Annotated in this window: 25 protein-coding genes; 9 read left to right on the top strand and 16 right to left on the bottom strand. The window is 68.1% G+C overall.

Features of this window, described 5'->3' with window-relative positions:
* Nucleotides 1-38 precede the first annotated feature (38 nt).
* On the top strand, nt 39-383 hold the full coding sequence (locus tag G6N31_RS27820; protein WP_098005406.1) for a hypothetical protein: 345 nt from the start codon (nt 39-41) through the stop codon (nt 381-383).
* On the opposite strand, the gene G6N31_RS05990 is transcribed toward G6N31_RS27820, so the two are convergent.
* Complete coding sequence (locus tag G6N31_RS05990; RefSeq protein WP_098005407.1) at nt 304-1,584, bottom strand: cytochrome P450; 1,281 nt, start codon at nt 1,582-1,584, stop codon at nt 304-306. The genes G6N31_RS27820 and G6N31_RS05990 overlap by 80 nt on opposite strands.
* A 135-nt stretch (nt 1,585-1,719) precedes the next feature.
* On the opposite strand from G6N31_RS05990, the gene G6N31_RS05985 reads away from it, so the two are divergent.
* Nucleotides 1,720-2,118 carry a hypothetical protein gene (locus tag G6N31_RS05985; protein ID WP_163722429.1) on the top strand — a complete coding sequence of 133 codons (399 nt, stop codon included), beginning with the start codon at nt 1,720-1,722 and terminating at the stop codon, nt 2,116-2,118.
* On the opposite strand, the gene G6N31_RS05980 is transcribed toward G6N31_RS05985, so the two are convergent.
* From G6N31_RS05980 to G6N31_RS05965, 4 genes are all read right to left on the bottom strand, one after another.
* A complete protein-coding gene (locus G6N31_RS05980) occupies nt 2,027-4,339 on the bottom strand; it encodes a molybdopterin-dependent oxidoreductase (protein WP_163722061.1) in 2,313 nt (770 codons plus the stop codon). The two genes, G6N31_RS05985 and G6N31_RS05980, sit on opposite strands and share 92 nt — an antisense overlap.
* On the bottom strand, nt 4,336-4,917 hold the full coding sequence (locus G6N31_RS05975; protein WP_179964270.1) for a TetR/AcrR family transcriptional regulator: 582 nt from the start codon (nt 4,915-4,917) through the stop codon (nt 4,336-4,338). The genes G6N31_RS05980 and G6N31_RS05975 overlap by 4 nt, the downstream gene beginning before the upstream one ends.
* A 77-nt stretch (nt 4,918-4,994) precedes the next feature.
* Entirely contained in the window at nt 4,995-6,131 is a 1,137-nt protein-coding gene (locus G6N31_RS05970) for a nitronate monooxygenase (RefSeq protein WP_098006677.1), read from the bottom strand.
* A gap of 53 nt (nt 6,132-6,184) precedes the next feature.
* Entirely contained in the window at nt 6,185-6,943 is a 759-nt protein-coding gene (locus tag G6N31_RS05965; RefSeq protein WP_098006679.1) for an HAD family hydrolase, read from the bottom strand.
* 208 nt (nt 6,944-7,151) lie between these two features.
* On the opposite strand from G6N31_RS05965, the gene G6N31_RS05960 reads away from it, so the two are divergent.
* Nucleotides 7,152-7,538, top strand: a complete 387-nt coding sequence (locus tag G6N31_RS05960; protein WP_098006681.1) for an STAS domain-containing protein — start codon at nt 7,152-7,154, stop codon at nt 7,536-7,538.
* 45 nt (nt 7,539-7,583) lie between these two features.
* Nucleotides 7,584-8,030, top strand: coding sequence for an ATP-binding protein (locus tag G6N31_RS05955; RefSeq protein WP_098006683.1), 447 nt, complete (start codon nt 7,584-7,586; stop codon nt 8,028-8,030).
* Here G6N31_RS05955 and G6N31_RS05950 read toward each other — a convergent pair whose 3' ends face one another.
* The gene (locus tag G6N31_RS05950) at nt 8,031-9,110 is read right to left on the bottom strand and encodes an NAD(P)H-dependent amine dehydrogenase family protein (protein WP_098006685.1); all 1,080 of its coding nucleotides are present in this window, start codon (nt 9,108-9,110) and stop codon (nt 8,031-8,033) included. It lies immediately after the preceding gene.
* A 79-nt stretch (nt 9,111-9,189) separates the two neighbouring features.
* Between G6N31_RS05950 and G6N31_RS05945 the strand changes: the two genes are divergently transcribed.
* Genes G6N31_RS05945 through G6N31_RS05935 form a run of 3 tightly spaced genes read left to right on the top strand, consistent with a single transcriptional unit; the run spans nt 9,190 to nt 11,522 of the window.
* Entirely contained in the window at nt 9,190-9,936 is a 747-nt protein-coding gene (locus G6N31_RS05945) for a glucose 1-dehydrogenase (protein WP_098006687.1), read from the top strand.
* A 42-nt stretch (nt 9,937-9,978) separates the two neighbouring features.
* The gene (locus G6N31_RS05940) at nt 9,979-11,259 is read left to right on the top strand and encodes a competence/damage-inducible protein A (RefSeq protein WP_098006703.1); all 1,281 of its coding nucleotides are present in this window, start codon (nt 9,979-9,981) and stop codon (nt 11,257-11,259) included.
* Between the two features lie 38 nt (nt 11,260-11,297).
* Complete coding sequence (locus G6N31_RS05935) at nt 11,298-11,522, top strand: hypothetical protein (RefSeq protein WP_098006689.1); 225 nt, start codon at nt 11,298-11,300, stop codon at nt 11,520-11,522.
* Nucleotides 11,523-11,525: 3 nt separating this feature from the next.
* Here G6N31_RS05935 and G6N31_RS05930 read toward each other — a convergent pair whose 3' ends face one another.
* From G6N31_RS05930 to G6N31_RS05915, 4 genes are read right to left on the bottom strand one after another with little or no spacing between them, the layout of a single operon-like run.
* Nucleotides 11,526-12,443 carry an alpha/beta fold hydrolase gene (locus tag G6N31_RS05930; RefSeq protein WP_098006691.1) on the bottom strand — a complete coding sequence of 306 codons (918 nt, stop codon included), beginning with the start codon at nt 12,441-12,443 and terminating at the stop codon, nt 11,526-11,528.
* A gap of 55 nt (nt 12,444-12,498) precedes the next feature.
* Nucleotides 12,499-13,350 (bottom strand): hypothetical protein, encoded by an 852-nt coding sequence (locus G6N31_RS05925; RefSeq protein ID WP_098006693.1) that lies wholly within the window; start codon nt 13,348-13,350, stop codon nt 12,499-12,501.
* 18 nt (nt 13,351-13,368) lie between these two features.
* On the bottom strand, nt 13,369-13,707 hold the full coding sequence (locus G6N31_RS05920; protein ID WP_098006695.1) for a hypothetical protein: 339 nt from the start codon (nt 13,705-13,707) through the stop codon (nt 13,369-13,371).
* Nucleotides 13,704-13,943: a hypothetical protein gene (locus G6N31_RS05915; protein WP_098006697.1), complete on the bottom strand. Its 240-nt coding sequence runs from the start codon at nt 13,941-13,943 to the stop codon at nt 13,704-13,706. The genes G6N31_RS05920 and G6N31_RS05915 overlap by 4 nt, the downstream gene beginning before the upstream one ends.
* 129 nt (nt 13,944-14,072) lie before the next feature.
* On the opposite strand from G6N31_RS05915, the gene G6N31_RS05910 reads away from it, so the two are divergent.
* Nucleotides 14,073-14,555, top strand: a complete 483-nt coding sequence (locus tag G6N31_RS05910; RefSeq protein WP_098006699.1) for a hypothetical protein — start codon at nt 14,073-14,075, stop codon at nt 14,553-14,555.
* A gap of 4 nt (nt 14,556-14,559) precedes the next feature.
* On the opposite strand, the gene yaaA is transcribed toward G6N31_RS05910, so the two are convergent.
* Both yaaA and G6N31_RS05900 read right to left on the bottom strand, forming a co-directional pair.
* Nucleotides 14,560-15,306 (bottom strand): peroxide stress protein YaaA, encoded by a 747-nt coding sequence (gene yaaA / locus G6N31_RS05905; protein ID WP_098006701.1) that lies wholly within the window; start codon nt 15,304-15,306, stop codon nt 14,560-14,562.
* 42 nt (nt 15,307-15,348) lie between these two features.
* Nucleotides 15,349-15,915: an NlpC/P60 family protein gene (locus tag G6N31_RS05900; RefSeq protein WP_163722059.1), complete on the bottom strand. Its 567-nt coding sequence runs from the start codon at nt 15,913-15,915 to the stop codon at nt 15,349-15,351.
* Nucleotides 15,916-16,244: 329 nt separating this feature from the next.
* Between G6N31_RS05900 and G6N31_RS05895 the strand changes: the two genes are divergently transcribed.
* Complete coding sequence (locus G6N31_RS05895; protein ID WP_098002677.1) at nt 16,245-17,774, top strand: HNH endonuclease signature motif containing protein; 1,530 nt, start codon at nt 16,245-16,247, stop codon at nt 17,772-17,774.
* 69 nt (nt 17,775-17,843) lie between these two features.
* Here the strand turns inward: G6N31_RS05895 and G6N31_RS05890 are convergent, their stop codons facing one another.
* Genes G6N31_RS05890 through G6N31_RS05875 form a run of 4 tightly spaced genes read right to left on the bottom strand, consistent with a single transcriptional unit; the run spans nt 17,844 to nt 22,192 of the window.
* A complete protein-coding gene (locus G6N31_RS05890) occupies nt 17,844-18,980 on the bottom strand; it encodes an alkaline phosphatase family protein (protein WP_098002676.1) in 1,137 nt (378 codons plus the stop codon).
* Between the two features lies 1 nt (nt 18,981).
* Entirely contained in the window at nt 18,982-19,422 is a 441-nt protein-coding gene (locus G6N31_RS05885; protein WP_098002675.1) for a response regulator, read from the bottom strand.
* Nucleotides 19,419-21,020 carry a sensor histidine kinase gene (locus tag G6N31_RS05880; protein ID WP_098002674.1) on the bottom strand — a complete coding sequence of 534 codons (1,602 nt, stop codon included), beginning with the start codon at nt 21,018-21,020 and terminating at the stop codon, nt 19,419-19,421. Before G6N31_RS05880 ends, G6N31_RS05885 begins: the two co-directional genes overlap by 4 nt.
* Nucleotides 21,017-22,192: a PP2C family protein-serine/threonine phosphatase gene (locus tag G6N31_RS05875; protein WP_098002673.1), complete on the bottom strand. Its 1,176-nt coding sequence runs from the start codon at nt 22,190-22,192 to the stop codon at nt 21,017-21,019. The genes G6N31_RS05880 and G6N31_RS05875 overlap by 4 nt, the downstream gene beginning before the upstream one ends.
* Between the last annotated feature and the right edge of the window lie 89 nt (nt 22,193-22,281).

Below are 22,281 nucleotides of genomic sequence, written 5' to 3'. Positions count from 1 at the left end.
GCACGCTGGAGGCACAGGAAGCCCCGGAAAGGCACGTCATGAGGACACCCGCTCACATCCCGCGCTGGCTCCGGCTCGTGATGGTATGCGACCGGGCCGGCTCGGCGTGGTTCATCGGTGCCGGCTTCTTCTTCGCGCCGATCTTGGTCCTGGTGTCGCCGTGGCCGGTGCTGACCACCGTCGCGTGGGTACTGATCGGCGCGGCGGCGGTGTGGCTGGGCCTCCTGGGCGTTGTGATGGCCACCGGGCTGGCCTTGGTGTTGCGGTCGAACGGCGAGGTCGGAGAGGACTTCTGGCGCTCGATCATCGACTATCCGACGACCCCGTCCCACCGTGCTGCACCGGACAGCCGGTGCCGGTGTAGTCGACCGGCCAGTGTTTGATGCCGTTGAGCCATCCTGACCGCAGGCGATCGGGCGGGCCGAGCGCGCTGAGATCCGGGATGTGGTCGGCAATCGCGTTGAACATCAACTCGATCGTCATCCGGGCCAGGTTGGCGCCGATGCAGTAATGCGCCCCGGTGCCGCCGAAACCGACGTGCGGGTTGGGATCGCGCAGGATGTCGAACGAGTACGGATCGTCGAAGACCTCTTCGTCGAAATTGGCCGAACGGTAGGACATCACGACCCGCTGGCCCTTCTTGATCAACACCCCGGACAGCTCGTAGTCCTGTAGCGCGGTGCGCTGGAACGACGTGACCGGCGTGGCCCACCGCACGATCTCGTCGACGGCGGTCATCGGCCGCTGCCGCTTGAACAGCTCCCACTGGTCGGGGTGTTCGGTGAACGCGACCATGCCGTGGGTGATCGAGTTGCGGGTGGTCTCGTTGCCCGCCACCGCCAGCAGCACCATGAAGAACCCGAACTCGTCGTCGGAGAGCTTGTGGCCTTCGACGTCGGCCTGGATCAGCTTGGTGACGATGTCGTCGCCGGGTTGCTCGGCCCGGAGCGCCGCCAGCTGCATCGCGTACATGATCAGCTCGGTCGCGGCGTTGCGGTTGTCGTAGTGCGCGTACTCCGGGTCGTCGTCGCTGACCATCTGATTCGACCAGTCGAACAGTTTCTTGCGATCCTCCAGCGGCACGCCGAGCAGCCCTGCGATCGCCTGCAGCGGCAGTTCGCACGACACCTGCTCGACGAAGTCCCCGGAGCCGCTGGCCGCGGCCGCGCGCGCGATGTCCTGGGCCCGCCGGTCCAGGTCGGCGCGCAACCGCTCCACCGCGCGCGGGGTGAACCCGCGCGAGATGATCTTGCGCAGGTGGGTGTGGTGCGGTGCGTCCATGTTCAGCAGCACGTACTTGCCGGTCTCGACCTGTTCGCCCGTCGAGCCCTCCGGGTATCGGGGCAGGGCGGTCTTCTCCAGGCTGGAGAACACGTCACTGCGCTTCGAGATCTCCTTGACATCCTTGTGTTTGGTCACCAACCAGAAACCACCGTCGGCGAAGCCGCCGATCCCGTCGGGCTGCTCGTTCCACCAGATCGGGGAGTGGCGGCGCAGCTGCGCGAGTTCCTCGACCGGCAACCGCTCGCGGTTGAGGTCGGGATCGGTGAAGTCGAATCCGGGCTGGAAGGTGAGAGTCGCCATGCATGGCTCCTAACCGTCAGGGGGCCTATCGCATTGCTACACCACCGAGCGGTCCCGTGTAACGAAATCCGCGCGCGCGGGGAAGCACAGAGTGACAATGGCTGACGATGGCAGTGATCTGAGGGGACTCCGGTGATGGTGCGACGTGGTGCGGTGACCGTCGGTGTAGTCGGCGCGGCGATGTGGGCCGGGATGTTGACCGGTGCGGCATCCGCCAACGCCGAGCCTGTTCCTCCGCCGGGTCAACCGGTGGTCACCAGCTCGGCACAGCCGGCTGCGGAGGGGGTCCCGCATCTGGCCAGCCCCGACAACCTGCCGCCCGGGACCACCACCACGCCGGTGACGCAGTCGCGGCTGGGCTACCTGCGCGATCTGTGGCACGCGATGCGGACCCAGGAAGTCAGCGGCAGCGACGCGTTGCTCCTGCTGACCCAGCGCCCCCTCAGCTCCGGCCCACAGGCGGCCCAGCCGGCCCCCCCGCCGCCACCTGCGCTTCCCGCACCGGCTCCGGCGCTGCCTGCTCCGGCGCCCTGAGGGCGGGCTCGATTCGGGCCGGCACGTGCTTGTGCCACGGCGTACCGGCATACGGGTCCCGCCACCGACTCGAGGTCAACGAGTTCGTCGCCACTCCCGGCCGGTCGAGGGTCCCGTCGGCGCTCAAGAAATCGAGGCCGTAGCCGTTGGGCAGCGACGCGTGCCCTGCCCTCATCGCGTCGCTGACCTCGACTGTTGCTTCTGCGGCGCCGGCCGCGGTGGTGATCACGGCCCGCCCACCATCGAACAGACCGAGCGTCGCGGCGTCTTCGACACTGACCCGTAGCGCGCCGTCGCGGTCGCGGGCGCGCCAGGCCGGATCACGGATGATGTCGTTGGCCGTGAAGGCGCGGCGCTCCCCGGCGGACAACACGATCGGGAACTCGGCAGTGGTGCGTGACGCGGGCGTATCCGCCAGGGCCCGCAGGTCCTCGAGCAGCTCGGGAATCTCGAGGGCGATCCTGCCGTCCGGGTGAGCGATCAGTGCGAAGTCGTCCGCGTAGTCGTGCACGGTGAAGGTCACCCCGGACCGACTGCTCAGCACGGCGTCGAACAGCGCATCACCATCGGCGTGGCCGGCGCGGCGCACCGCATCCGGATACGTCGACGCAACCTTGTGCGCCAAACCCCACAGCGCCGCGGCACCGGCCAGACCGTCGGGAAGCGTCGGCCCGAGCGTCTCGTAGAGCACGAAAGGCAGCACCTTGCCGAGGTTCGGGTTGGCCGCCAACGCTTCGAAGAAAGCCGCCCCGAACTCGGCGCGGCCCTGTCGGGCGGCCCGGCGCAGCGGATCCAGTTCGGCGTCGTCGACGACCCCGAGCGCTCGGGTCAGACGGGCCCAGATCTCGGGTTCGGGCAACGTGCCCTCCAGCGGTTCCATCAGCGGGTGCCGCAGATGAAACGTGTTTTCCGGGAACTCGAGATTGAAGAACGTCGCTTCGACCTTCTCGAACTGACTGGCCGCCGGCAACACGTAATGCGCCAGCCGAGCGGTCTCGGTCATCGCGACATCGACGACCACCAGCAGTTCGAGTTCACCGAGCGCCCGCCCGACAGCCGCCGAATCCGCCAGGGAGTGCGCCGGGTTGCTGCTCTCGACGAGCATCGCGCGGAACCGGTCGGGATGATCGGTCGATATCTCCTCGGCGATCACGTTGCCCGGCATCAGCCCACCGATGACCGGCGCACCGGTGACCGGGGTGCGACCGACCCCACCCAAGCGAAACAGCGGCGCGAATGTCGAATGCAGATGCTGGCCACCGCGTTTGGCGAAGCTGCCGGTCAGGATCCACAGCATCTTGTTCAGGTACGAGCACAGCGTGCTGTTGGGGGACTGCTGCACACCGAGGTCTTCGAAGACCGCGACGCTGGCGGCACCGCCGATCCGGTGCGCCGCGGCGCGCAGCAACTCTGCCTCGACGCCGCACCGCTGTGCATAGTCGGCGACGTCGATGTCGGCCAGCGCCGCGCGCACCCGGTCGACTCCGGTGACGTGGTCGGCGAGAAACGCTTCGTCACAGAGATTCTCCTGCACCAGGACCGCTGCCAGCGCCGCCAGGCACCACGCGTCGGCGCCGGGCCCCACCTGAAGATGGAAATCGGCCATCTTCGCGGTGTCGGTACGCACCGGATCGATCACGATCATGGCCCTGCCGGGATCCTTGGCGATCTCGTTGAGCACCACCCGGGCGCGCGGGAAGCTCTGCGACATCCAGGGGTTCTTGCCGACGAACACCGACACCTCGGCGTGGGCGAACTCGCCGCGGGTGTGGTTGCCGTAGAGCTGGGTGTCGACCCAGTGCTCGCCGGTCTTCTCCTGCGCCAGCGCGTTGGAGCGGTAGTGCGAACCGAGAGCTTTGAGGAACGCGCCGCTGTAGGCACCGCCGAGGTGATTACCCTGCCCGCCGCCGCCGTAGTACAGGATCTTGTCGCCACCGTGGTCGGCGGCGATCCGCTGGAAGGCGCCGGCGATCTCGGATACCGCGGTCTCCCAGTCGATCTCTTCGAAGGTTCCGTCAGCGCGTCGCCGCAGCGGAGCCCGCAACCGATGCGGGTTGCTCTGGTAGTGGTCCAGTCGCAGCGCCTTGTTACAGGTATAACCTCGCGAGGCCGGGTGGTTCTTGTCGCCGCGAATCCGCGCCAGCCTGCGGTCGGAGACCTCGACGATGATCCCGCAGTTGCACTCGCACAGGATGCAGGCGCTGGCCTGCCAACCGGTCATGACCGGTCCCGCGCGGCTTCGATCATCGACCGCAGCTGCCTATGCACCTCGTCCAGCGTCGTCAGGTCGCGGGTTGCCCGGGCCACCACGAGCGCGCCTTCGAACGACGAGAGCACCAGCATCGCGAGCGCCCGCGCCTGTGCGCCGGGAACACCGTCGTCGACCAGGCGCTCGGCGATCACCTCCTGCCAGCGGGTGAAAGCCGCTCCGGCGCGTGCGATCACCTCCGCGGACTGCTCGGGCTTGTCGGGGTCACCGGCTTCGACGGCGACGGCCACGACGGGGCAGCCGGCGCGAAAGTCGGTGTCGCGCAGTTGCTGACGATACGTGTCGAACAGCCCGTCGAGCGCGTGCAGCGCCGAGGGCGCCTCGGCGAGCCGGTCGGTGAGGTACTGGCCGGCGTAGTCGACGGCCTCGCACAGCAACTGCGTGCGCCCGCCGGGGAAGTAGTGATAAGCCGACCCGCGGGGCGCTCCACTGTGCTTGAGCACGTCACCGATCGCGGTCGGGTGCGCACCCCGCTCCCGGATGAGCAGCGCAGCGGAGATCACCATGCGCTCGCGAGGACTGACTGCCATGGCGAACCCCTTCCGGTCGGCTATGTATACAACACTACATAACCTGAGGGACGACCGGAAGGGGCTGCCCGGCGACGTCAGGAAGTGGCGGCGGCCTCATTGAGTTCGGCGAGCGTGGTGGTGGCCTCCAGGTACTCCTGCACCCAGCGTTCGATCACCGTCGCGGTCTTCTCGACCTTGGTGAACTGTCCGACGACCTGGCCGATCGGGTTGAACGCGACGTCGACGGACTCGTTCGGGTACTTGTGGGTGGCCGCCACAGCCATGCCCGACACCATGTACTGCAACGGCATGCCGAGCGGCTTCGGGTTGTCCGGGTGCTCCCACGCCTCGGTCCAGTCGTTCTTGAGCATCCGGGCGGGCTTGCCCGTGAACGAGCGGCTGCGCACGGTGTCGCGGCTGGACGCCTTGACATACGCCGCGTGCTGGACCGGGGTGTTCTCCGACTCTTCGACCATCACCCACTGCGACCCTGTCCACGCGCCCTGGGCCCCGAGCGCCAGGGCGGCCGCGATCTGCTGACCGGTGCCGATGCCGCCGGCGGCCAGCACCGGCACCGGTGCGACCTCCTTGACCACCTGGGGCCACAGCACGATCGAGCCGATGTCGCCGCAGTGGCCGCCGGCTTCGCCGCCCTGGGCGATGATGATGTCGACACCGGCGTCGGCATGCTTGCGCGCCTGCGACGGGGAGCCGCACAACGCGGCGACCTTGCGCCCTTCGTTGTGGATGTGGGCGATCATGTCCGCCGGCGGAGTGCCGAGCGCGTTGGCGATCAGCGTGCACTTGGGGTGCTGCAGCGCGACCTCGACCTGCGGCGTCGCGGTCGCCTCGGTCCAGCCCAGCAGCTGCAGCGCGTCGTCGTCGCTGTGGTCGACCGGCACGCCGTGGTCGGAGAGCACCTTCTTGGCGAACTCGATGTGCTCCGGCGGAACCAGATCGTTGAGCGTCTTCTTGAGCACCTCGGGCGACAGGTCCGTCGCATCCATGCCCTCGTACTTGTTCGGGATGACGATGTCGACGCCGTAGGGATGGTCGCCGATGTTCTCGTCGATCCACTTCAACTCGATCTCGAGTTGCTCGGGGGTGTAGCCCACCGCCCCCAGCACGCCGAAACCACCGGCCTTGCTCACCGCGACGACCACGTCACGGCAGTGGGTGAACGCGAAGATGGGGAATTCGATCCCCAACTGGTCACAGAGGGGAGTGTGCATAGTTCGCTCCTGATGGGCTCATCGACGTACAAAGTCAAAAACTGAAACGTGTTCTACTTTAGTACACCCGGGCCGCCGCCACGGGGACCCTTTCCGGGCATCCGCAGCACCGGCCAACCCTCCTGCGCGGCGACCACCGCCAGCCGGCGCCGTGGATTAACCGGATGCGGGTGACCGACCAGGCCCATCAACGCGATGTCCTCCTCGCCGTCGGCGTAGAAGTGGCTCTGCGCGAGATCGATCGCGTTGGCCACACAGAACTCCTGCACCGCGACGGCCTTCTGCCGGCCCCAGATCACCGGTCGCGCGATCCGCCCGGTGAGCAGACCCTGCTCGTCGACCTCGAAGTGGTTGCACAACACATGGTCGATCTCGAGGAATCGGGCGACCGGTTCGGCGTGGATCGTCAACGCCGACGAACTCAGCGCCACGGTGTGGCCGCGGCGCTGATGGGCCAGCACGATCTCATGCATCGTGGGATACAGCCGGGAACGCACCCGTTCGCCGAACAGCCGTTGGCCGACAGCGTCGAGTTCTGCCAGCGAGTCGCCCCGCAGGTAGCCGGCTGCGCGTTCGAGCAGTTTCTCGAAGTGAACCCGACCGAACCGGTACCGCATGGCGGCCTCGACGACGCCGAACACCTCACCGATGCGGGCTTGGCGGCGGCGGATACGGTCGCCGGCGTGGGCGGTGGCTGTGATGCCGTCGACGAGGGTGCCGTCGAGATCGAAGAACGCCCCGATCTGCGGACCCGCCGGGCTGTCGGCGATGAAGGCGATCACATCCGCCGGGTCGGCGGGATCGGCGGTCACATTCCGCTCCTCGGTGACGGGCGCGCAGGCTGTTGACCCGCCATGCTACGGGCGTCGCCGCCGGACCTGGTTTAATCTGTGGCCGGTCGCAGCATGCGTCCACGGTAGTTTGGTCCTTGCCGGGTTGAGGATGCAGCCTGCGCGGGTGGCACGTTTGGGTGCTTTGCCGTACGCGTTGCACGAAGCGGCCTGACACGGAAGGTGAACATTGGACGAGCAAGCAGCCGAAGGCGCAACCGCCTCATCGGGGGCGTCGAACTGTGTCGTCACCGAACGCTGGATCGACCGGGTAGCCGTCGTGGCGGTGTCAGGTGTTGTCGACATGCTCACCTCGCCGCAGCTGGAGACCGCGATCGATGCGGCACTGGAACAGAAGCCGGCCGGTGTGGTGATCGATTTCACTGACGTGGAGTTCCTGGCCTCGGCCGGGATGGGCGTACTGGTCGCCGCACACGACAAAGCCGGCTCTGACGTCGCGATCAGCGTGGTCGCCGAGGGGCCGGCCACCAGTCGCCCCCTCAAACTGGTCGGAATCGCCGACATCGTGAGCCTGTATCCGAGCCTGGACGAAGCTCTCGCGGCACGCGGTACGTAGAGAAGCCGAATAGGAACGTGCGTCTTGGGGTAGCCACCGACTGCCATGATCGATTCCATGCCGCCGGCTGAGGTTGCCAACGCAGAACGTTTCGAGCGCTTCGGGCTCGAGGCGGATGCCATGACGGTCGCGCAGATTCGTCACGAGTTCGCGCTGTGGCTGCAGCGCTTCTTCGATCTCGATGCCGTGCGCTGCAGCGACATCGTCCTGGCGATCAACGAGGCCCTGGCCAACTCCGCCGAGTTCGCCTACCTCCTCGCGGAGCGTCCCGGCACCATCGATCTGCAGGGCATCTTCGAGCCCACCGAACAGAAGCTGACGGTGCTGGTCAGCGACCGCGGCACGTGGCGCCCCCCGCAGACCGATCCGGCGCCGCGGACGCGTGGTCGCGGCATTCCGCTGATGGAAGCGCTGTCCGACGAGTACGAGATCGACAGGTCCGACGACGGTACTCGGGTCCGGATGGTGTGGCACGGCGTCGGCCGACGCTGATCACCGGCTGGGGCGGTAGACCCCTTTGCCGGTGCACAACGGCAGATCCAAAGTGGTGCGAATGCCCGCCGGTGCTGCGATCACGTCGGGGATCGCATTGACGATCCGTCCCGCCGCGGCCAGGATCGCCGCGTAATTGTGGTCGCCATGGCGGCTGGTCGGGCAGATGTCCATGACATAGGACGGTTCGCCGGTGATCTCCACGCGGTAGGAGCCGCCCTCCTGGGCGGGCTGCGCCCAGTCCGGGCGCAGATCGCCGCGTAGTCGCGTGATGTGTTCGACCACGATCGCCGAGCGGCCGTCGACCTTGCCCTCGATCTGGAACCGGACGGCGGCGACGGTGCCCTTCCTGATGGTGCCCACGGCGACGTCGAAGTCCTCCGGGGCCGGCTCCTGCTCGACGGAGTCGGTGATCTCGTCGACCTCGATGCCCAGGCCGGCCGCGAGCTGCCGAATACCGACACCCCAGGCCAGGCTCAGCATGCCGGGCTGGTACAGGAACGGCAGGTCGCCGATCTCGTTGCCGAAGCCCATCACGTCGAACATCACGGTTGCGCCGTCGTAGCTGGCGTAGTCGGCGATCTCCATGGTGCGGATCTGTTCGATCTGCCGGCAGGTGCCCGCCAGCGCCAACGGGAGCAGATCGGTGACGAAACCCGGGTCCACGCCGGTGATGAAGATGCTTGAATTACCTTGCTGCGCAGCGGCTTCCACACGTTCGATGGATCGGTCCGGGAGCACCCCCCACGGATACTCCAGGCTCACCGGCGACGAACCGACGACGTCGATGCCCGCCTCCAGGAAGCGGCGGACGTCGGCGATCGCCTCACGCATGCGGACGTCGCCCATGGCGCAGTAGACGACGCAATCCGGCTCGGCCTCGATGATCGCATCGAGGTCGGCCACCGCGGTCACGCCCGTCGTCACGCCCAACCGGGCGAGTTCGCCGGCGTCCCTGCCCACCTTCGCCTGCGAGGACACCCACACCCCGGTCAACTCGAACCGGTCGTCTTCGATGAGCTGCCGCAGTGCCAGGCTGCCGCAGTTACCGGTCCCGATCAGTGCCACACGAATCGCCATGGCCAGCAGTATGCGTGCCGGAGCCGGAAATAGGAACAAGTTCTAGTTTGTGTCAACCCGTGCGGTAGCCTGTCGCCCCATGGGACGCGTGGACGGAAAAGTGGCACTCATCAGCGGCGGGGCGCAGGGCATGGGTGCTGCCGATGCCCGGGCTCTGATCGCCGAGGGCGCCAAAGTCGTCATCGGCGACATCCTCGACGAGAAGGGGCAGGCGCTCGCCGACGAGATCAACGCCGAGACCCCGGACTCGATTCGCTACGTGCATCTCGACGTCACCCAGGCCGACCAGTGGGATGCTGCGGTGGCGACCGCGGTCAACGACTTCGGCACCCTCAACGTGCTGGTCAACAACGCCGGCACGGTGGCACTCGGCCAGATCGGTCAGTTCGATATGGCCAAGTGGCAGAAGGTGATCGACGTCAACCTGACCGGAACCTTCCTCGGTATGCAGGCCTCGGTGGAGGCCATGAAAGCCGCCGGCGGCGGGTCGATCATCAACATCTCGTCGATCGAGGGCCTGCGCGGCGCGGTGATGGTGCACCCCTACGTCGCCTCCAAATGGGCGGTGCGCGGTCTGACCAAGTCGGCGGCGCTCGAACTCGGTGCGCACAACATCCGGGTCAACTCGGTGCATCCCGGCTTCATCCGCACGCCGATGACCAAGCACTTCCCGGACAACATGCTGCGCATCCCGCTGGGCCGGCCGGGGCAGCCCGAGGAGGTCGCCACCTTCGTGGTGTTCCTGGCCAGCGACGAGTCGCGGTACTCCACCGGCGCGGAGTACGTCATGGACGGCGGCCTGACCAACGACGTCCCGCACAAGTAGCACTCGGCAGCCCCTGGGATGGGCTTGCGTAGGGTCGGGCGGGTGAGCGCACGCGCCGGAATCGTGGTGACCGGGACCGAGGTCCTGACCGGACGGGTCCGGGATCTGAACGGCCCCTGGCTGGCCGATCGTCTGCTGGAGCTGGGCGTGGAACTGGCCCACGTCACGCAGTGCGGTGACCGGGCGGACGACATCGACGCGCAGCTTCGGTTCCTGGCCGGCCAACAGGTCGACCTGATCATCACCAGCGGCGGCCTGGGGCCCACCGCCGACGACATGACCGTTGAGGTGGTGTCGCGATTCTGCGGTCGGGAGCTGGTTCTCGACGACGGCCTCGAACGCACCATCGACGAGATCGTCACCGGGCTGATGGCCCGGTTTCCCGACGTCGACGCCGACGCTGTGCGCGCCGCCAACCGCAAGCAGGCGCTGATCCCCGCAGGTGCGCAGATTCTGACCCCGGTGGGCACCGCGCCGGGCGTGGTGGTGCCCGGCACGCCGACGGTGGTGGTGCTTCCCGGTCCGCCGCGCGAGTTGCAGCCGATGTGGCGGGCCGCGGTGGCCACCGACGCGGTGCAGGCTGCCATCGCCGGCCGGACCCGCTACGAACAGCACACCGTGCGGATGTTCGGGCTGCCCGAGTCCGGGTTGGCCGACACGCTGCGCGACGCCGAGAAGACGGTGCCCGGATTCGACCGGCTCGAGATCACCACCTGCCTGCGGCGCGGCGAACTGGAGATCGTCACCCGCGTCGAGCCGCAGCACGCGTCCGCGTACACCGACCTGCTGTCGCTGCTGCGCGACCGGCACGGCCGCGAGATCTTCTCCACCGACGGTGCGCTGGTCGACGACCAGGTCGCCGAGTTGCTGGCCGGCCGTCGCATCGCGACAGCCGAGTCGTGCACCGCCGGACTGCTGGCCGCACGGCTCACCGAGCGGCCCGGTTCGTCGGCCTACGTCGCGGGTGCGGTGGTGGCCTACGCCAACGATGCGAAGATCGAACTGCTCGGCGTCGATGGCGAGGTGATCGACGCCCACGGAGCGGTGTCCGAACCGGTCGCCGAGCAGATGGCGCTCGGCGCCCTGCGCCGGTTCGGCGCCGACACCGGGATCGGTGTGACCGGCATCGCCGGCCCGGGCGGCGGCACCGCCGCCAAACCGGTGGGCACGGTGTGTTTCTCGGTCGTGGTGCGCGACGACGACGGCGCGGTGCGGGCGCTGACCCGGACGACGCACATGCCGGGGAACCGCTCCGATGTGCGGGAGCGGTCCACGACGATCGCCATGCATCTGCTGCGTCGCGCACTGATCGGTGCGGGCTAGAGTGTCGCAGACACCACTTCGATACGGGAGATTCACCGATGGCTGACACCGACGAGCGACAGGCTGTCTCGGCGCTCGCCGAAGAGACCGGGTGGCGTCACCGCGTCGCCGGCCGCAGCGACTATTTCGACAAAGGCGTGGTGCGCGTCCACGTCGTATGGACCGGCAACAGCGCGATCAGCGGCGGCACGCTGTACCACGACGACCTCATGCAGACGTTCAGCCGCGACCTCCCGACGGTGCGCGGCTGGCTGCAGCGCTGACGTTCACCCGCGGTCGTAGGCATCCCACTGCTCGACCATGGCCGTCATGATCGCTTCGGCCTGGCCCAGCCCGCCGAGGTGGCTCTCGCCGGGCAGTGTGTAGAGCTCGGCGTCGGGCAGCAGACCCACCACGTGACGCCCGTGCGCGAACGGCACGATGTGGTCGGCGTCGCCGTGCCACCACCGCACCGGCACCTTGACCTCATCGAGCCGGAAACCCCAGTCCCGGGCGAACACCACCACGTCGGCGAACGGCGCCGCGAGCTGCTTGCGGCTGCCGTTGAGCAGGTCGTCGAGAAACATCGCCTTGAACTCCGGGCGAACCAGCAACCGGCGGTCGCCTTCGGGCGAGATGCTGGCGTAGAGGAACAATGCCGGCTCGGCGACGGGCTTGATCAGACGGATCAAACCGGTTGCCACCATGCTCAGCGGAGCGCCGACGTGCTCGAGAAGCGGGGCGACCGGCAGCCCGACGTTTCCCATCAACCCGCCACCGATGCCTTCGGGGCCCTGTGTCGGCGCCACACCGCCGAGGACGCCGACCGCCACGACCCGGTCGGCCATCGCCGCAGCGCACCCCAGCGTGTACGGGCCGCCGCCGGACAGTCCGATGATCTCCATCTTGTCGATGCCGAGGGTGTCGGCGATGACGCGCAGATCGTGGGCGAAGTCGATGACCCGGTGGTACTCGTAGGGCGTCGACGACCCGATGCCTGGCCGGTCGACCCCGATCAGCCGGATGCCGTTCTTCTCAGCGAACACCCGCGCCTCGACCGGAATCTGCCGGCGGGCTCCCGGGGTACCGTGCAGCCAGAAGATCGCACGGCCCTGCGGGTCGCCGAACTCGGCGAATCCGAGCTGGCGATCCGAACCGACCAGGATCTTGCCTTCGAGCTTGGGACGGGCGATGTCGAGGGCCATGGGCGACAGTCTCGCACGCGCCGAGCTGCCGCCGGAGCGGTCCCCGCAAACCCCGTTAGCGTGCGGTGGTGAACAGATAGGAGCCGACCGTCGTCATGCGGTCGCCGGCACCCTCGTCGTGCATCACCACCCGCACCGCGATCCGGCCGTCGCTGCCCGGTAGCGGTTCGGCGTCGATGCGGAACGGCCCTGCTTTGCCGCGGGCCACGAACATCACGTGCGACGAGAGCCCGTGGATCCGCTCGGTGCCCGCCAACTCGACGGCATGGTGCCGCGCGGCAGTTTCCAGCGCCACGAACTGCGGGCCGATGTGCAGCGCGGCGTCGGGGGAGGCCACGTCGACGGACAGTTCGGGAAGTCCCCAGCGGCCGTCGTCACGCTGCCGCGCGCCGAACACCTGCCACAGCGGCGGCAGGTCGGGAGAGTCGGCGATCTGCATCGGGTTGGCCTCCATGCGCTGCAGACCGTCCGGGGGAGTGCCGATACTGATGCCCTGCCCCTGGGTCAGGGCCAGCACCCGGGTGGGCTGGTCGGCGTCCACGACCTTGGACCTGCTGTAACCCATCTGCCGCCCGCGTTTGAGGTCTTCGGAGATCACCTCGAAGCGGGTTACGCCGACGCCGGGGTCGACGACCTGACACGAGTGGATGACCGGGTTGGGCACCGCCTCGAGATCGGACATGTGCCCGCCTTCGGGTGACGCGATGCCCAGCACTGCCAGCAGCAGACCACCCGCGCCGTCGCGCATGTCGCGACGGACGGCCACGGTGTTGTCCTCCGGACCCAGATCCATCTGCGCATAGCTGCGGCCGATGTAGCGGTAGCTGAGCAGTCCGCCCCAGCGCCGACGCAACTCCTCGGCGTACTCCTGAGGCGAATCGGAGAGTTCGCGGATGTCTCTGAGCATGCCTGGGAAGCTACCGCGTCAGCCGACGGCTGCCGAGTACCCGACGCCGCCGAGAAAGAGCGTCAACAGGCACAGTGCGAGCGTGCCGACAGCGAAGGGCCAGCCGGGTCTGGCGCGGACCAACTGGATCACCGTCAGGATCAGCCCGGTCAGTCCGACCCCGGCGGCGACCAGCAGCGCAGTGAACACGGCGTTCACCGCGCCCTCGATGCTGCAGGTCGCGGGCGGACAATGGTCGAGAAAGGCCAGCAGGAACAGCCCGAACACCGCGGCGGCACCGCCGATCAGCACCGTCAGCACCAGCACCGCGATGGAGATCGCGATGTCGGCACCCGAGCGGCGTATCGGTGCGGTCATGAGTCCGAGGGCGATCGCTGCCGCGCTGTGTCGTCCCGGGCCCGCGCGGTCATCGAGTCGGTGAGATAGAGCGCGACCAGGATGTCGGTGACGGTGATGAGCAGGCCCCACCAGTACATCCAGCGCACGGTCGGATCCGGTTGGATCGAGAAGTAGATGAACAAGAAGATCGGTCCGACGATCCCGAAGACGAACGTCATCGCCTGCAGACGCAGATAGAGCCGCAGCGTGGACATCGGCGAAAGTGTCCCGCGCGGGCCCGCACCCGTCAACGGCAGCCACGACGGCGAACCCGCGGCATCGGCTGCGGTTTCAATCTAATGTGACGTGCACACACTCGTTCGAACAGACAGGATGCGACTCTCATGCGCCGAACCGTCCGTACCGCGATCGTGGCCGCCGGCGTGGGCCTCTTCTCGGCGTCGGCGGTGCTGGTGCCTGCCGTCGCCGCGGCGCAGTCTACGACCGTTCCGCTGTCCCAGAAGCTGCGCAATTGCGATTTCGCCGAGAACCCCTACCAAGGGGCCGGAGGCTACGGACGCGTGATCAGCCAGATGCGCATCGAGGGGGGCAGCGTCGTCGCCGACATCCAGATGGCCACCGCCAAGCCGAACATGGCCTACGACGTCCGGCTGATCCAGGTGCCTCGGGGGTTGTACTGCGCTCCGGGCGACCCGGGGGTGGTGGGCGCGGTGATGGTCACCGACGCGATCGGTGGCGGCGCGATCACGGTGCGGGCCCCGATCGAATCGGGTGCCACGGGCGCCTGGGTTTCGATCACCCGGCCCAGCGCGTTCTCGCAACATCCGGAGGAGTTCTACACCACCGATTTCCTGTTCGAGCTCTGACGCGTCAGGCCGGCACCACGACGGTGAGCTGACGGTCGGAGCGTTCAACGCGCATCCCGGCCCGGCGTGCCACAGCTGCCACCCCGGCACTGTCGGTCGGTTCGGACCGAGTGGTCGCCAGGACACGCGCCAGCCGGCCCTTGTGGGCTTTGTTGAAGTGACTGACCGTCGCGCGGCGTCCGTCGGTGTACTCGGCCACCACGGTGACCGTGACCGCCTCGGCGATCCTGCCGAGCCCGGCATAGGAACCCGACCGCAAGTCCACGACCAACTCGTCGGCGGCGATCTTGTCCAGCACCGGCTCGAGCACCGGACGCCATCGCGTCGCCAGACCGGGCCGACCCGGAAGCTTCGACGACGCCGACAGCCGATACGCGGGGATCGGGTCGCCGGCACGGAGCAGACCGAACAGCGCGGATCCGACGGCCAGTCGCGAGGCAGCCCGATCCGCAGCGGCCCCGCGGAGTGACCCGACGTCCAACGCGTCGTAGAGCACGCCGGTATAGCGCTGGATGGCGGGCAGCGTCGGAGCGGTGCGCAGCGTGGCGTTGCGTTCGATCTCGGTGTCTTGCGACGGCGAGAGACCGAGCGCCCGACGGCTGGCCTCCGGATCGGCGGCCAACGCGATGAGCTCGTCGACCAGTTCCCGGCGCAGGTCGTGCAGGGCCGGAGATCCGAGCGCGTCCAGGCGCAGCGGCGCCCCGTCGCCGCCGGCGCGCTTGGTCTCCGACGGGGGCAACAGCACGATCACGGCAGAGACGCTAGCGCGGGCCGTTTTGACGCTGACAACCGCTTACAGCGGCGCTCCCGGTGCCGGGGGCGGCGGCAGCGGCGCTCCGGGCGGGGGAGGCGCCTCGTGACCCATCAGCACGACAGGCGCGCCGGGCGGCGGGGGCGCCATGGGCGGCGGCGGAGGCGGGGGCGGCGGCGCCATCGGCGGCGCAGGCAGCGGCGGGGCCAGCATCGGGTCGGGAGCCGGCGGCACGTTGGCCGGCATGGGCAGGAACATGTGGTTGGTGAACTGGTCCTGGTAGGCGCCACCGCCGCCGACCTTGACGCCGCCGCCCTCGCCGGAGGACACGGGCGTGCCGTCGGGGAGCGTCACGGCCGTGTGGCCACTGTTCCAGCCGACCACCAACGCGTCCGGCGCGGTTCCGTGCTGGAAGCCGCGGGCCAGCAGAGCGCTTTCGATGTTGCCGGTGTGGAAGCGGTCGCCGTAGACCGGTCGGCCTGTTGCGGCGTTGGTCACCCAGGAGACCAGGCCGGAGCAATCCGTACCCGACGGCGAGTCACCGCCGACCACGTACGGAGTCCCCGAGACCTGATTGACAAGCGTCAAGAGAGTCGCGAGAGCAAACATGCGGACGGACGTTAACAGCGGGTCTCTAAAACCCCCAAAATCTGTGACCACGGGCACAATACGCATTGATGTGAAGTAGCCGTCACGAAAGCGGTTGTCGGTGTGCGAGTTTCGGACGCGCCACGGCAGCTCCAATTCTGTTCTAGGGTAATCAGTTTCGGGACAAACGGTTCGCTTCGGACCCAGAGGTCGACATGTCGTCAGGGGCACCGCAGCACGATGACATCCCCACCCCGGGCGCGACACTGACCGTCGGGACGGTGGCGGCGCACCGACGAACCGCCGTCGCCGACCCGGGCGTCCGGCCGCCTAGATTTGTCAGTGGTCGAATGTATGTTCGAATTATGTCGGGTACGGCTCTGCAGGACGCGGTGGCGGCGGTGCGTGCCGCCGTCGATGCGGTGGCCGCGTGTGAGGTCGACCTGTTGACCCGGCCGGAACTCCTCGAGGCTCTCGATGACTTGGAGACCCTGGGCTGTCGGCTGCCCGCGGTCCGTCACCGACTGCTGGGCCGGCTGCAGACCGAGACCACCCCCCAGCAGATGGGCGCCAAATCGTGGAAAGAGGTGCTCTCGGTGCGGTGGCGGATCTCGCGCGGCGAGGCCGGCCGCCGGTTGACCGAGGCCGCGCTGCTCGCGCCGCGCCAGCCGGTGACCGGGCCGGCGCTGCCGCCGGTGCTGGCGGCCACCGCCGTCGCCCAGGCCCACGGCCTGATCAACGCCGAACACGTCGAGGTGATCCGCAAGGCCGTCAACAAGTTGCCCGGCTTCGTCGACACCACCACCTGTGAGCAGTTCGAAGTCGACCTGGTCCGCAAGGCGGTCCGTGTTGGTCCCAAAGAACTCAAGGACGCCGCCGCGCGCACCCTGTTCCTACTCGACCAGGACGGCCCCGCACCCGATGAGCGTGAACGCGCCCGCAAGCGCGGCGTGTCGGTGTCCAAACAGCGTCCCGACGGGACGGTCGATGTGTCTGCGACGTTGACCCCCGAAGCGTGGGCGGTGTGGGAGGCGATCTTCGCCAAGCACGCCGCACCCGGGATGTGCAATCCCGACGACCCCGAGCCCTGCACCTCAGGCACCCCGTCACAGGCCCAGATCGACGATGATCACCGCAGCCTGGCCCAACGCCAACACGACGCCCTGGTCGCCGCCGGGCGCATCGCGCTGATGAGCGGAAAGCTCGGCCAACTCAACGGGCTCCCGGTCTCGATCATCATCCGCACCACCCTCCAAGACCTGGAATCACGCGCCGGGGTCGGCACCACCGGCGGCGGCACCGTGCTGCCGATCACCGACGTGATCCGCATGGCGGCCCACGCCAACCACTACCTGGCGGTGTTCGACCGCGCCACCGGCTCCGCGCTGAACCTGTTCCGCACCCGACGCACCGCATCCCCGGCGCAGCGGATCATGCTCATCGCGCGCGATGGCGGCTGCACCAAACCCGGCTGCACTGTCGGCGCTTACGGCTGCCAGGTCCACCACGACACCGACTGGTGTCGCGGCGGCAACACCAACGTCGACGAACTCGCCCTGGCCTGCGGACCCGACAACCGCAGCGTCGACGACAACGGCGGCTGGACCACCCACATCACCAACGGCGACGTCGAATGGATCCCCCCACCCCACTTGGACACCGGCCAAAACCGCATCAACTACTACCACCGCCCCGAAAGCCTTCTCGGCCCACCCGAAGAGCCAGAATGGCTCAGCGACAACGACACCGAGGATCTCAACCCGGCGCAGCCCGCCGACAGCGAAAAGGGGGACACCGCACCACCGACCGACGACCTCAGCAGACCCGGCCAACCCGGCCAACCCGGCGGACCCGCACCCCCCGACAACCACGCAGCCTGAGGCGCCGCGGAAGTCCAGCACCACACCCGAACGACGAAGTCCGGTGCGAGTGGGGAAACGTATGAAGGCTCAGCCCACGGCAAGCAGAAAAGGTATCCGCTGTTCCGCGTCGGTCAGCGAGCCATGCTGACCGATCAGCGACGACTCGATCGGTTCGGCGGTGCGCCGTAAGACTCCCGCAGAGTCACGGGCTGCGGCCACCACGTCACCGATTCGCGCCCGCACGTCGTCGGCGACCCGGGGTCCGAACCACCCGGCCGATATTGCGTCATCTCGGCTGACCACCCAAGCGCGCGGGCCCAGGACCGCGCGCCACGTCGCCAGCACGTCGTCGAGGGCGCCGTCACGGACATAGAGATGGCGGGCGCGCACCTCTCCGCCGACGGCGGCCACACCGTCCTGCAGAGCCTCGGTGGTGTCCACGTCCACCGTCTGGGCGGGATCGAGTCCGATCATGCCGTGATCGGCGACCACCGCGAGCAGCCCACCGGGCGGCAGCTCGTCGACGACCGACTCGACGAGCCGGTCGACCTGACGCAGCTGCAGCCGCCAGGCCGGCGACCCCGGACCGTGGATGTGGCCGACCAGGTCGAGGTCGGCGTGATAGGCGTAGCAGAACCCGCGATCCGCAACCGCCGACGACACAGCCGCTGCCAGATCGCCGAGCGCGTGCACTCCTATATAGCGACCGCCCCGCAGCACAGCGCGCGTCAGTCCCGATCCGGTGAATTGCGCCCCGGAGATGACGCTGACCGACACACCTGCTGCCGCAGCACGTTCGAACACGGTGGCCCTCGGCTGGACAGTTTCCGGCGTCGCGGTGGACCGCAGATCTTCGCCCCACGGGTGGGGGCGCCACCGCAGAGCGTTGATCAGCCCGACGTCGGGAAGCAGGAAGGACATGCCGACCATGCCGTGCTCCCCGGAGCGGCAACCGGTCCCGACGGCAGCCAGCCCGGCCGCGGTCGTCGACGGAAAACCGACCTGCAGGGTCTGTCGCCGCAGACCGGAAAGCACCGGGGCATCAGCGGCGTGCCGCTGCAGCAGATCGGCACCGAGCCCGTCGATCAACAGCACACAAGCCCCCGCGACCTCGCCTGGCAGTTGCAGCCGCGACTCGAAGCCTTCAACCCCCATCGCGGTGAGCAGCGCAGGCGCCACATCGGCGAGGTGGGGGAGGTCCGGGTCGGGCTGCGGCAGGTCCACGTCAGAACTGCGGAAGCCGGACCACCTGCACGAAGAACTCGTCGATCTGCCGGACCGCGTTCATGAACTGATCGAGATCGACGGGCTTGGTGACATAGGCATTGGCGTGCAGCTTGTAGCTGCGCAGGATGTCCTCTTCGGCCGACGAGGTCGTCAGCACCACCACCGGAATGTGACTGAGATCGGGATCGGACTTGACCGTCTCCAACAGCTGACGGCCGTCGTACTTCGGCAGATTCAGGTCCAGCAGGATCAGATCCGGTGTCGGGGCGTCTGCGTAGGGACCACGACGGTACAGGAAGTCCAGCCCCTCCTCGCCATCGTGCGCGACGTGCAGCGTGTTCTTGATCTTGTTGTGCTCGAACGCCTCTCGGGTGATCAGCTCGTCTCCCGGATCGTCCTCGATGAGCAACACGTCGATGGCGCGTTCAGCGGGTGTCATGGCGTCGATCCTTCCAAAACGGGAGCCGCCGTGTCATCCACCGCGACGGGCAAGGTGAATTCAAAGCGTGTGCCTCCGGTGTAACCGTTGTCAATCCAGATCGTTCCCCCGTGGTGCTCGACGATCTTCTTGCACAGCGCAAGGCCGATGCCGGTGCCGCTGTAGGCGTCGCGGCCGTGCAACCGCTGAAAGATCACGAACACCTTGTCGCTGAACTCCGGCGCGATCCCGATACCGTTGTCGGCCAACGAAAACGACCAATGCTGATGGCCGTCCTCGGACGTCTCCAGGCACTCGATGACGACGCGGGGAGCGACGTCGGGCTGGCGGAACTTGACCGCGTTGCCGACCAGGTTCTGCCACAACATCGTCAGCAGTGTCGGGTCGCCCTTGACGGTCGGCAGCCCCTCGCGCGGCCGCTCGATCACCGCTCCGGATTCCTCCAGCGACGTCGCCAAGTTGCCCAGCGCGGCATCGAGGGTGGCGTTGAGGTCGACGTCGGTCTCGGTGGCGTTGAGGCGTCCGACCCGCGAGAACGTCAACAGGTCGTTGATCAGCACCTGCATCCGTTTGGCGCCGTCGACGGCGAACCCGATGTATTCGACGCCGCGCTCGTCGAGTTTGTCGCCGTAGCGCTTCTCCAAGAGCTGACAGAACGACGCCACCTTACGCAACGGCTCCTGCAGGTCGTGGGACGCGACGTAGGCGAACTGCTCCAGTTCGGCGTTGGACCGGCGCAGTTCCTCGGCGTGCTCGTCGAGTGCGTCGTTGGCCTCCCGCGAGGCCTCGAGTTCCTCGACGATGCGCTGCCGCATGTTCTCCACGTCGGTGGCGATGGCACGGATGTCCTTGGGACCCTGCGGCTCGATGCGCTCGCTGAAGTTGCCTTCGGCCACCCGTCGGCACGCCGTGGCCACCGCGGACAGGGGCCGCACCAGTGTCCGTCGCACCAGCAGCGTCAACAGCGCCAACGTCACGACGAACGCGACCAGCATGGCGAGCATCACCACATTGCGCCACCAGCGCGTCTGTTCGAACTCGGCGATACCGTCCTCGCGGGCTTGGTCGAGCCGCGTGTTCTGGATCTGGAACAGCTCGCGCAATCGATCGAATTCGTTCTTGCCGACATCGGTCAGCTCGGGCGAAATGACGGTAGGCCGCCCCGGCTGCACGTCTTCGATCGCGGGCTGGGCGAAATTCGTCCGCCACGCACCCGCGGCCAGTTCGATGGCGTCGAGGTCTTCGAGCAGGTCGGGGCGGTCCTGCTGGAGCAGGCGGAGCTGCGCCGAGGCCGCCGCCTCGGTCTGCCGGCCGTCCTCGAACGGCATCAGGAACTGCTCGTCGGCGGAGAGCACGTAGCCGCGCACGGCGGTCTCCTGGTCGCGCAGCGCCGCCTGCAGCTGGTAGGCGGTCACCCGGGACGGTTGGATCAGCTCGATGACCTCGTCGGTCGCCTGATTGGTGCGGTGCACCAACTCGGCGATGGCGAGGCTGCCCACCAGGACGACGAGTCCCATGATCGACATCACCAGGTACTGCCAACCCTGCACCGTCAGCCGCGGGAGCTGTGCGGCGGCGCGCTCGCGAGCGTCGCTCATCGCTGCCGGACCCGTTCGACGCGCACGACGGCGATGTCGTCCTCGATGCCGCCCTGCGATTGGGCCCGGTCCTCGACCGCGTTGATGAGCGCGTCGACGAACGCCCCGCCCGGCAGCGCGGCGAAGGACTGCGCCAACTCCAGCAGACCGGCCTCGCCGAGCCGCTCGTTTCCGCGCCCGATGTGTCCCTCGAAGAGCCCGTCGGTCAGCAGAACCAGCCCTGTGCCCTCCGGCAGCTCGATCGGCACGGGCGTCCAGTCGCCGCCATGCAGGCCCAGCGCGGGCCCGCCGGCGGGTTCCACCCATTCGACCGTGCCGCCGCCATGGAGCAGCATTCCCGGATGTCCGGCACGGACCGCGGAGATGAGCGGGCCCTCCGGTGGTATCGCCAGGCTGAGCACGGTGGCGAAGATGCCCTTCCCGGTTCGTTCGGCCCGCAGAATCCGTTCCAGCTGACGCATCCGGTCGGCACCCCGCAGACCCGCGAAGGTCAGCGCCCGCCAGGCGATGCGCAGCGCCACCCCCAGCGCCGCTTCGTCGGGGCCGTGCCCGGCGACGTCGCCGATCATCACGTGCACCGTCCGGTCCGGGGTCTGCACGAAATCGTAGAAGTCACCGCCGAGAAGCGCGTTCGCCCGGCTAGGCCGGTACTGGCTGACGATGTCCACGCCCGGGTCGTCCAGCAGCAGCGGTGACGGCAGCAGACCGCGCTCCAACCGCGCATTCTCGCGTTCACGCAGCTGCGTCGCGTGCAGATCGACCGCGGTGAGCTCGGCGCGTTTACGCTCGATCGCGTAGAGGACGGCACGGCGGAGCGTCTCGGGGTCCACGCGGTCCTTGACCAGGTAGTCCTGGGCGCCCGACCCGACGGCCACCGACGCGAAATGCTCGTCGTTCAGGCCGGTGAGCACCACGACGGGAATCGTCCCGTCCAGCGCGGCAATACGGTTGAGCCCTTCCATGCCGTCGATGTCGTGCAGATGGAGGTCCAGCAGGACGCAGTCGGGGCGGTCGCCGGCGATCAACTTCTCGGCCTCGGCCATCGTCTGCGCCCACATCACCTTGATGTCGACGCCGGTGTCGGCGATGAGCTCTTCGACCAGGATGGCGTCGGCGCGATCGTCCTCTACCAGCAGCAGCAACAGGGTGTCGCTGTTATTCAGGACGCTCATGGGCCCCGACACTCTCGTTGGCGCGCTCGGCGGCGGGCCGGTCTGTTCGATTGACAATTCCTTGAGAATACCCGGGGTCGCCGCCACGG

Source organism: Mycolicibacterium duvalii (assembly GCF_010726645.1).
Taxonomy (GTDB): domain Bacteria; phylum Actinomycetota; class Actinomycetes; order Mycobacteriales; family Mycobacteriaceae; genus Mycobacterium; species Mycobacterium duvalii.
Note: the sequence above shows the minus strand (reverse complement) of the source record. Positions and strands in the feature narration are given on the sequence as shown.

What these genes read in the sequence shown, in the direction of transcription:
- G6N31_RS27820 (WP_098005406.1), top strand. Translation starts at nt 39, where the DNA reads ATGAGGACACCCGCTCACATCCCGCGCTGGCTCCGGCTCGTGATGGTA.
- G6N31_RS05990 (WP_098005407.1), bottom strand. Translation starts at nt 1,584, where the DNA reads ATGGCGACTCTCACCTTCCAGCCCGGATTCGACTTCACCGATCCCGAC.
- G6N31_RS05985 (WP_163722429.1), top strand. Translation starts at nt 1,720, where the DNA reads ATGGTGCGACGTGGTGCGGTGACCGTCGGTGTAGTCGGCGCGGCGATG.
- G6N31_RS05980 (WP_163722061.1), bottom strand. Translation starts at nt 4,339, where the DNA reads ATGACCGGTTGGCAGGCCAGCGCCTGCATCCTGTGCGAGTGCAACTGC.
- G6N31_RS05975 (WP_179964270.1), bottom strand. Translation starts at nt 4,917, where the DNA reads ATGGCAGTCAGTCCTCGCGAGCGCATGGTGATCTCCGCTGCGCTGCTC.
- G6N31_RS05970 (WP_098006677.1), bottom strand. Translation starts at nt 6,131, where the DNA reads ATGCACACTCCCCTCTGTGACCAGTTGGGGATCGAATTCCCCATCTTC.
- G6N31_RS05955 (WP_098006683.1), top strand. Translation starts at nt 7,584, where the DNA reads ATGATCGATTCCATGCCGCCGGCTGAGGTTGCCAACGCAGAACGTTTC.
- G6N31_RS05950 (WP_098006685.1), bottom strand. Translation starts at nt 9,110, where the DNA reads ATGGCGATTCGTGTGGCACTGATCGGGACCGGTAACTGCGGCAGCCTG.
- G6N31_RS05945 (WP_098006687.1), top strand. Translation starts at nt 9,190, where the DNA reads ATGGGACGCGTGGACGGAAAAGTGGCACTCATCAGCGGCGGGGCGCAG.
- G6N31_RS05935 (WP_098006689.1), top strand. Translation starts at nt 11,298, where the DNA reads ATGGCTGACACCGACGAGCGACAGGCTGTCTCGGCGCTCGCCGAAGAG.
- G6N31_RS05930 (WP_098006691.1), bottom strand. Translation starts at nt 12,443, where the DNA reads ATGGCCCTCGACATCGCCCGTCCCAAGCTCGAAGGCAAGATCCTGGTC.
- G6N31_RS05925 (WP_098006693.1), bottom strand. Translation starts at nt 13,350, where the DNA reads ATGCTCAGAGACATCCGCGAACTCTCCGATTCGCCTCAGGAGTACGCC.
- G6N31_RS05920 (WP_098006695.1), bottom strand. Translation starts at nt 13,707, where the DNA reads ATGACCGCACCGATACGCCGCTCGGGTGCCGACATCGCGATCTCCATC.
- G6N31_RS05915 (WP_098006697.1), bottom strand. Translation starts at nt 13,943, where the DNA reads ATGTCCACGCTGCGGCTCTATCTGCGTCTGCAGGCGATGACGTTCGTC.
- G6N31_RS05910 (WP_098006699.1), top strand. Translation starts at nt 14,073, where the DNA reads ATGCGCCGAACCGTCCGTACCGCGATCGTGGCCGCCGGCGTGGGCCTC.
- G6N31_RS05900 (WP_163722059.1), bottom strand. Translation starts at nt 15,915, where the DNA reads ATGTTTGCTCTCGCGACTCTCTTGACGCTTGTCAATCAGGTCTCGGGG.
- G6N31_RS05895 (WP_098002677.1), top strand. Translation starts at nt 16,245, where the DNA reads ATGTATGTTCGAATTATGTCGGGTACGGCTCTGCAGGACGCGGTGGCG.
- G6N31_RS05885 (WP_098002675.1), bottom strand. Translation starts at nt 19,422, where the DNA reads ATGACACCCGCTGAACGCGCCATCGACGTGTTGCTCATCGAGGACGAT.
- G6N31_RS05880 (WP_098002674.1), bottom strand. Translation starts at nt 21,020, where the DNA reads ATGAGCGACGCTCGCGAGCGCGCCGCCGCACAGCTCCCGCGGCTGACG.
- G6N31_RS05875 (WP_098002673.1), bottom strand. Translation starts at nt 22,192, where the DNA reads ATGAGCGTCCTGAATAACAGCGACACCCTGTTGCTGCTGCTGGTAGAG.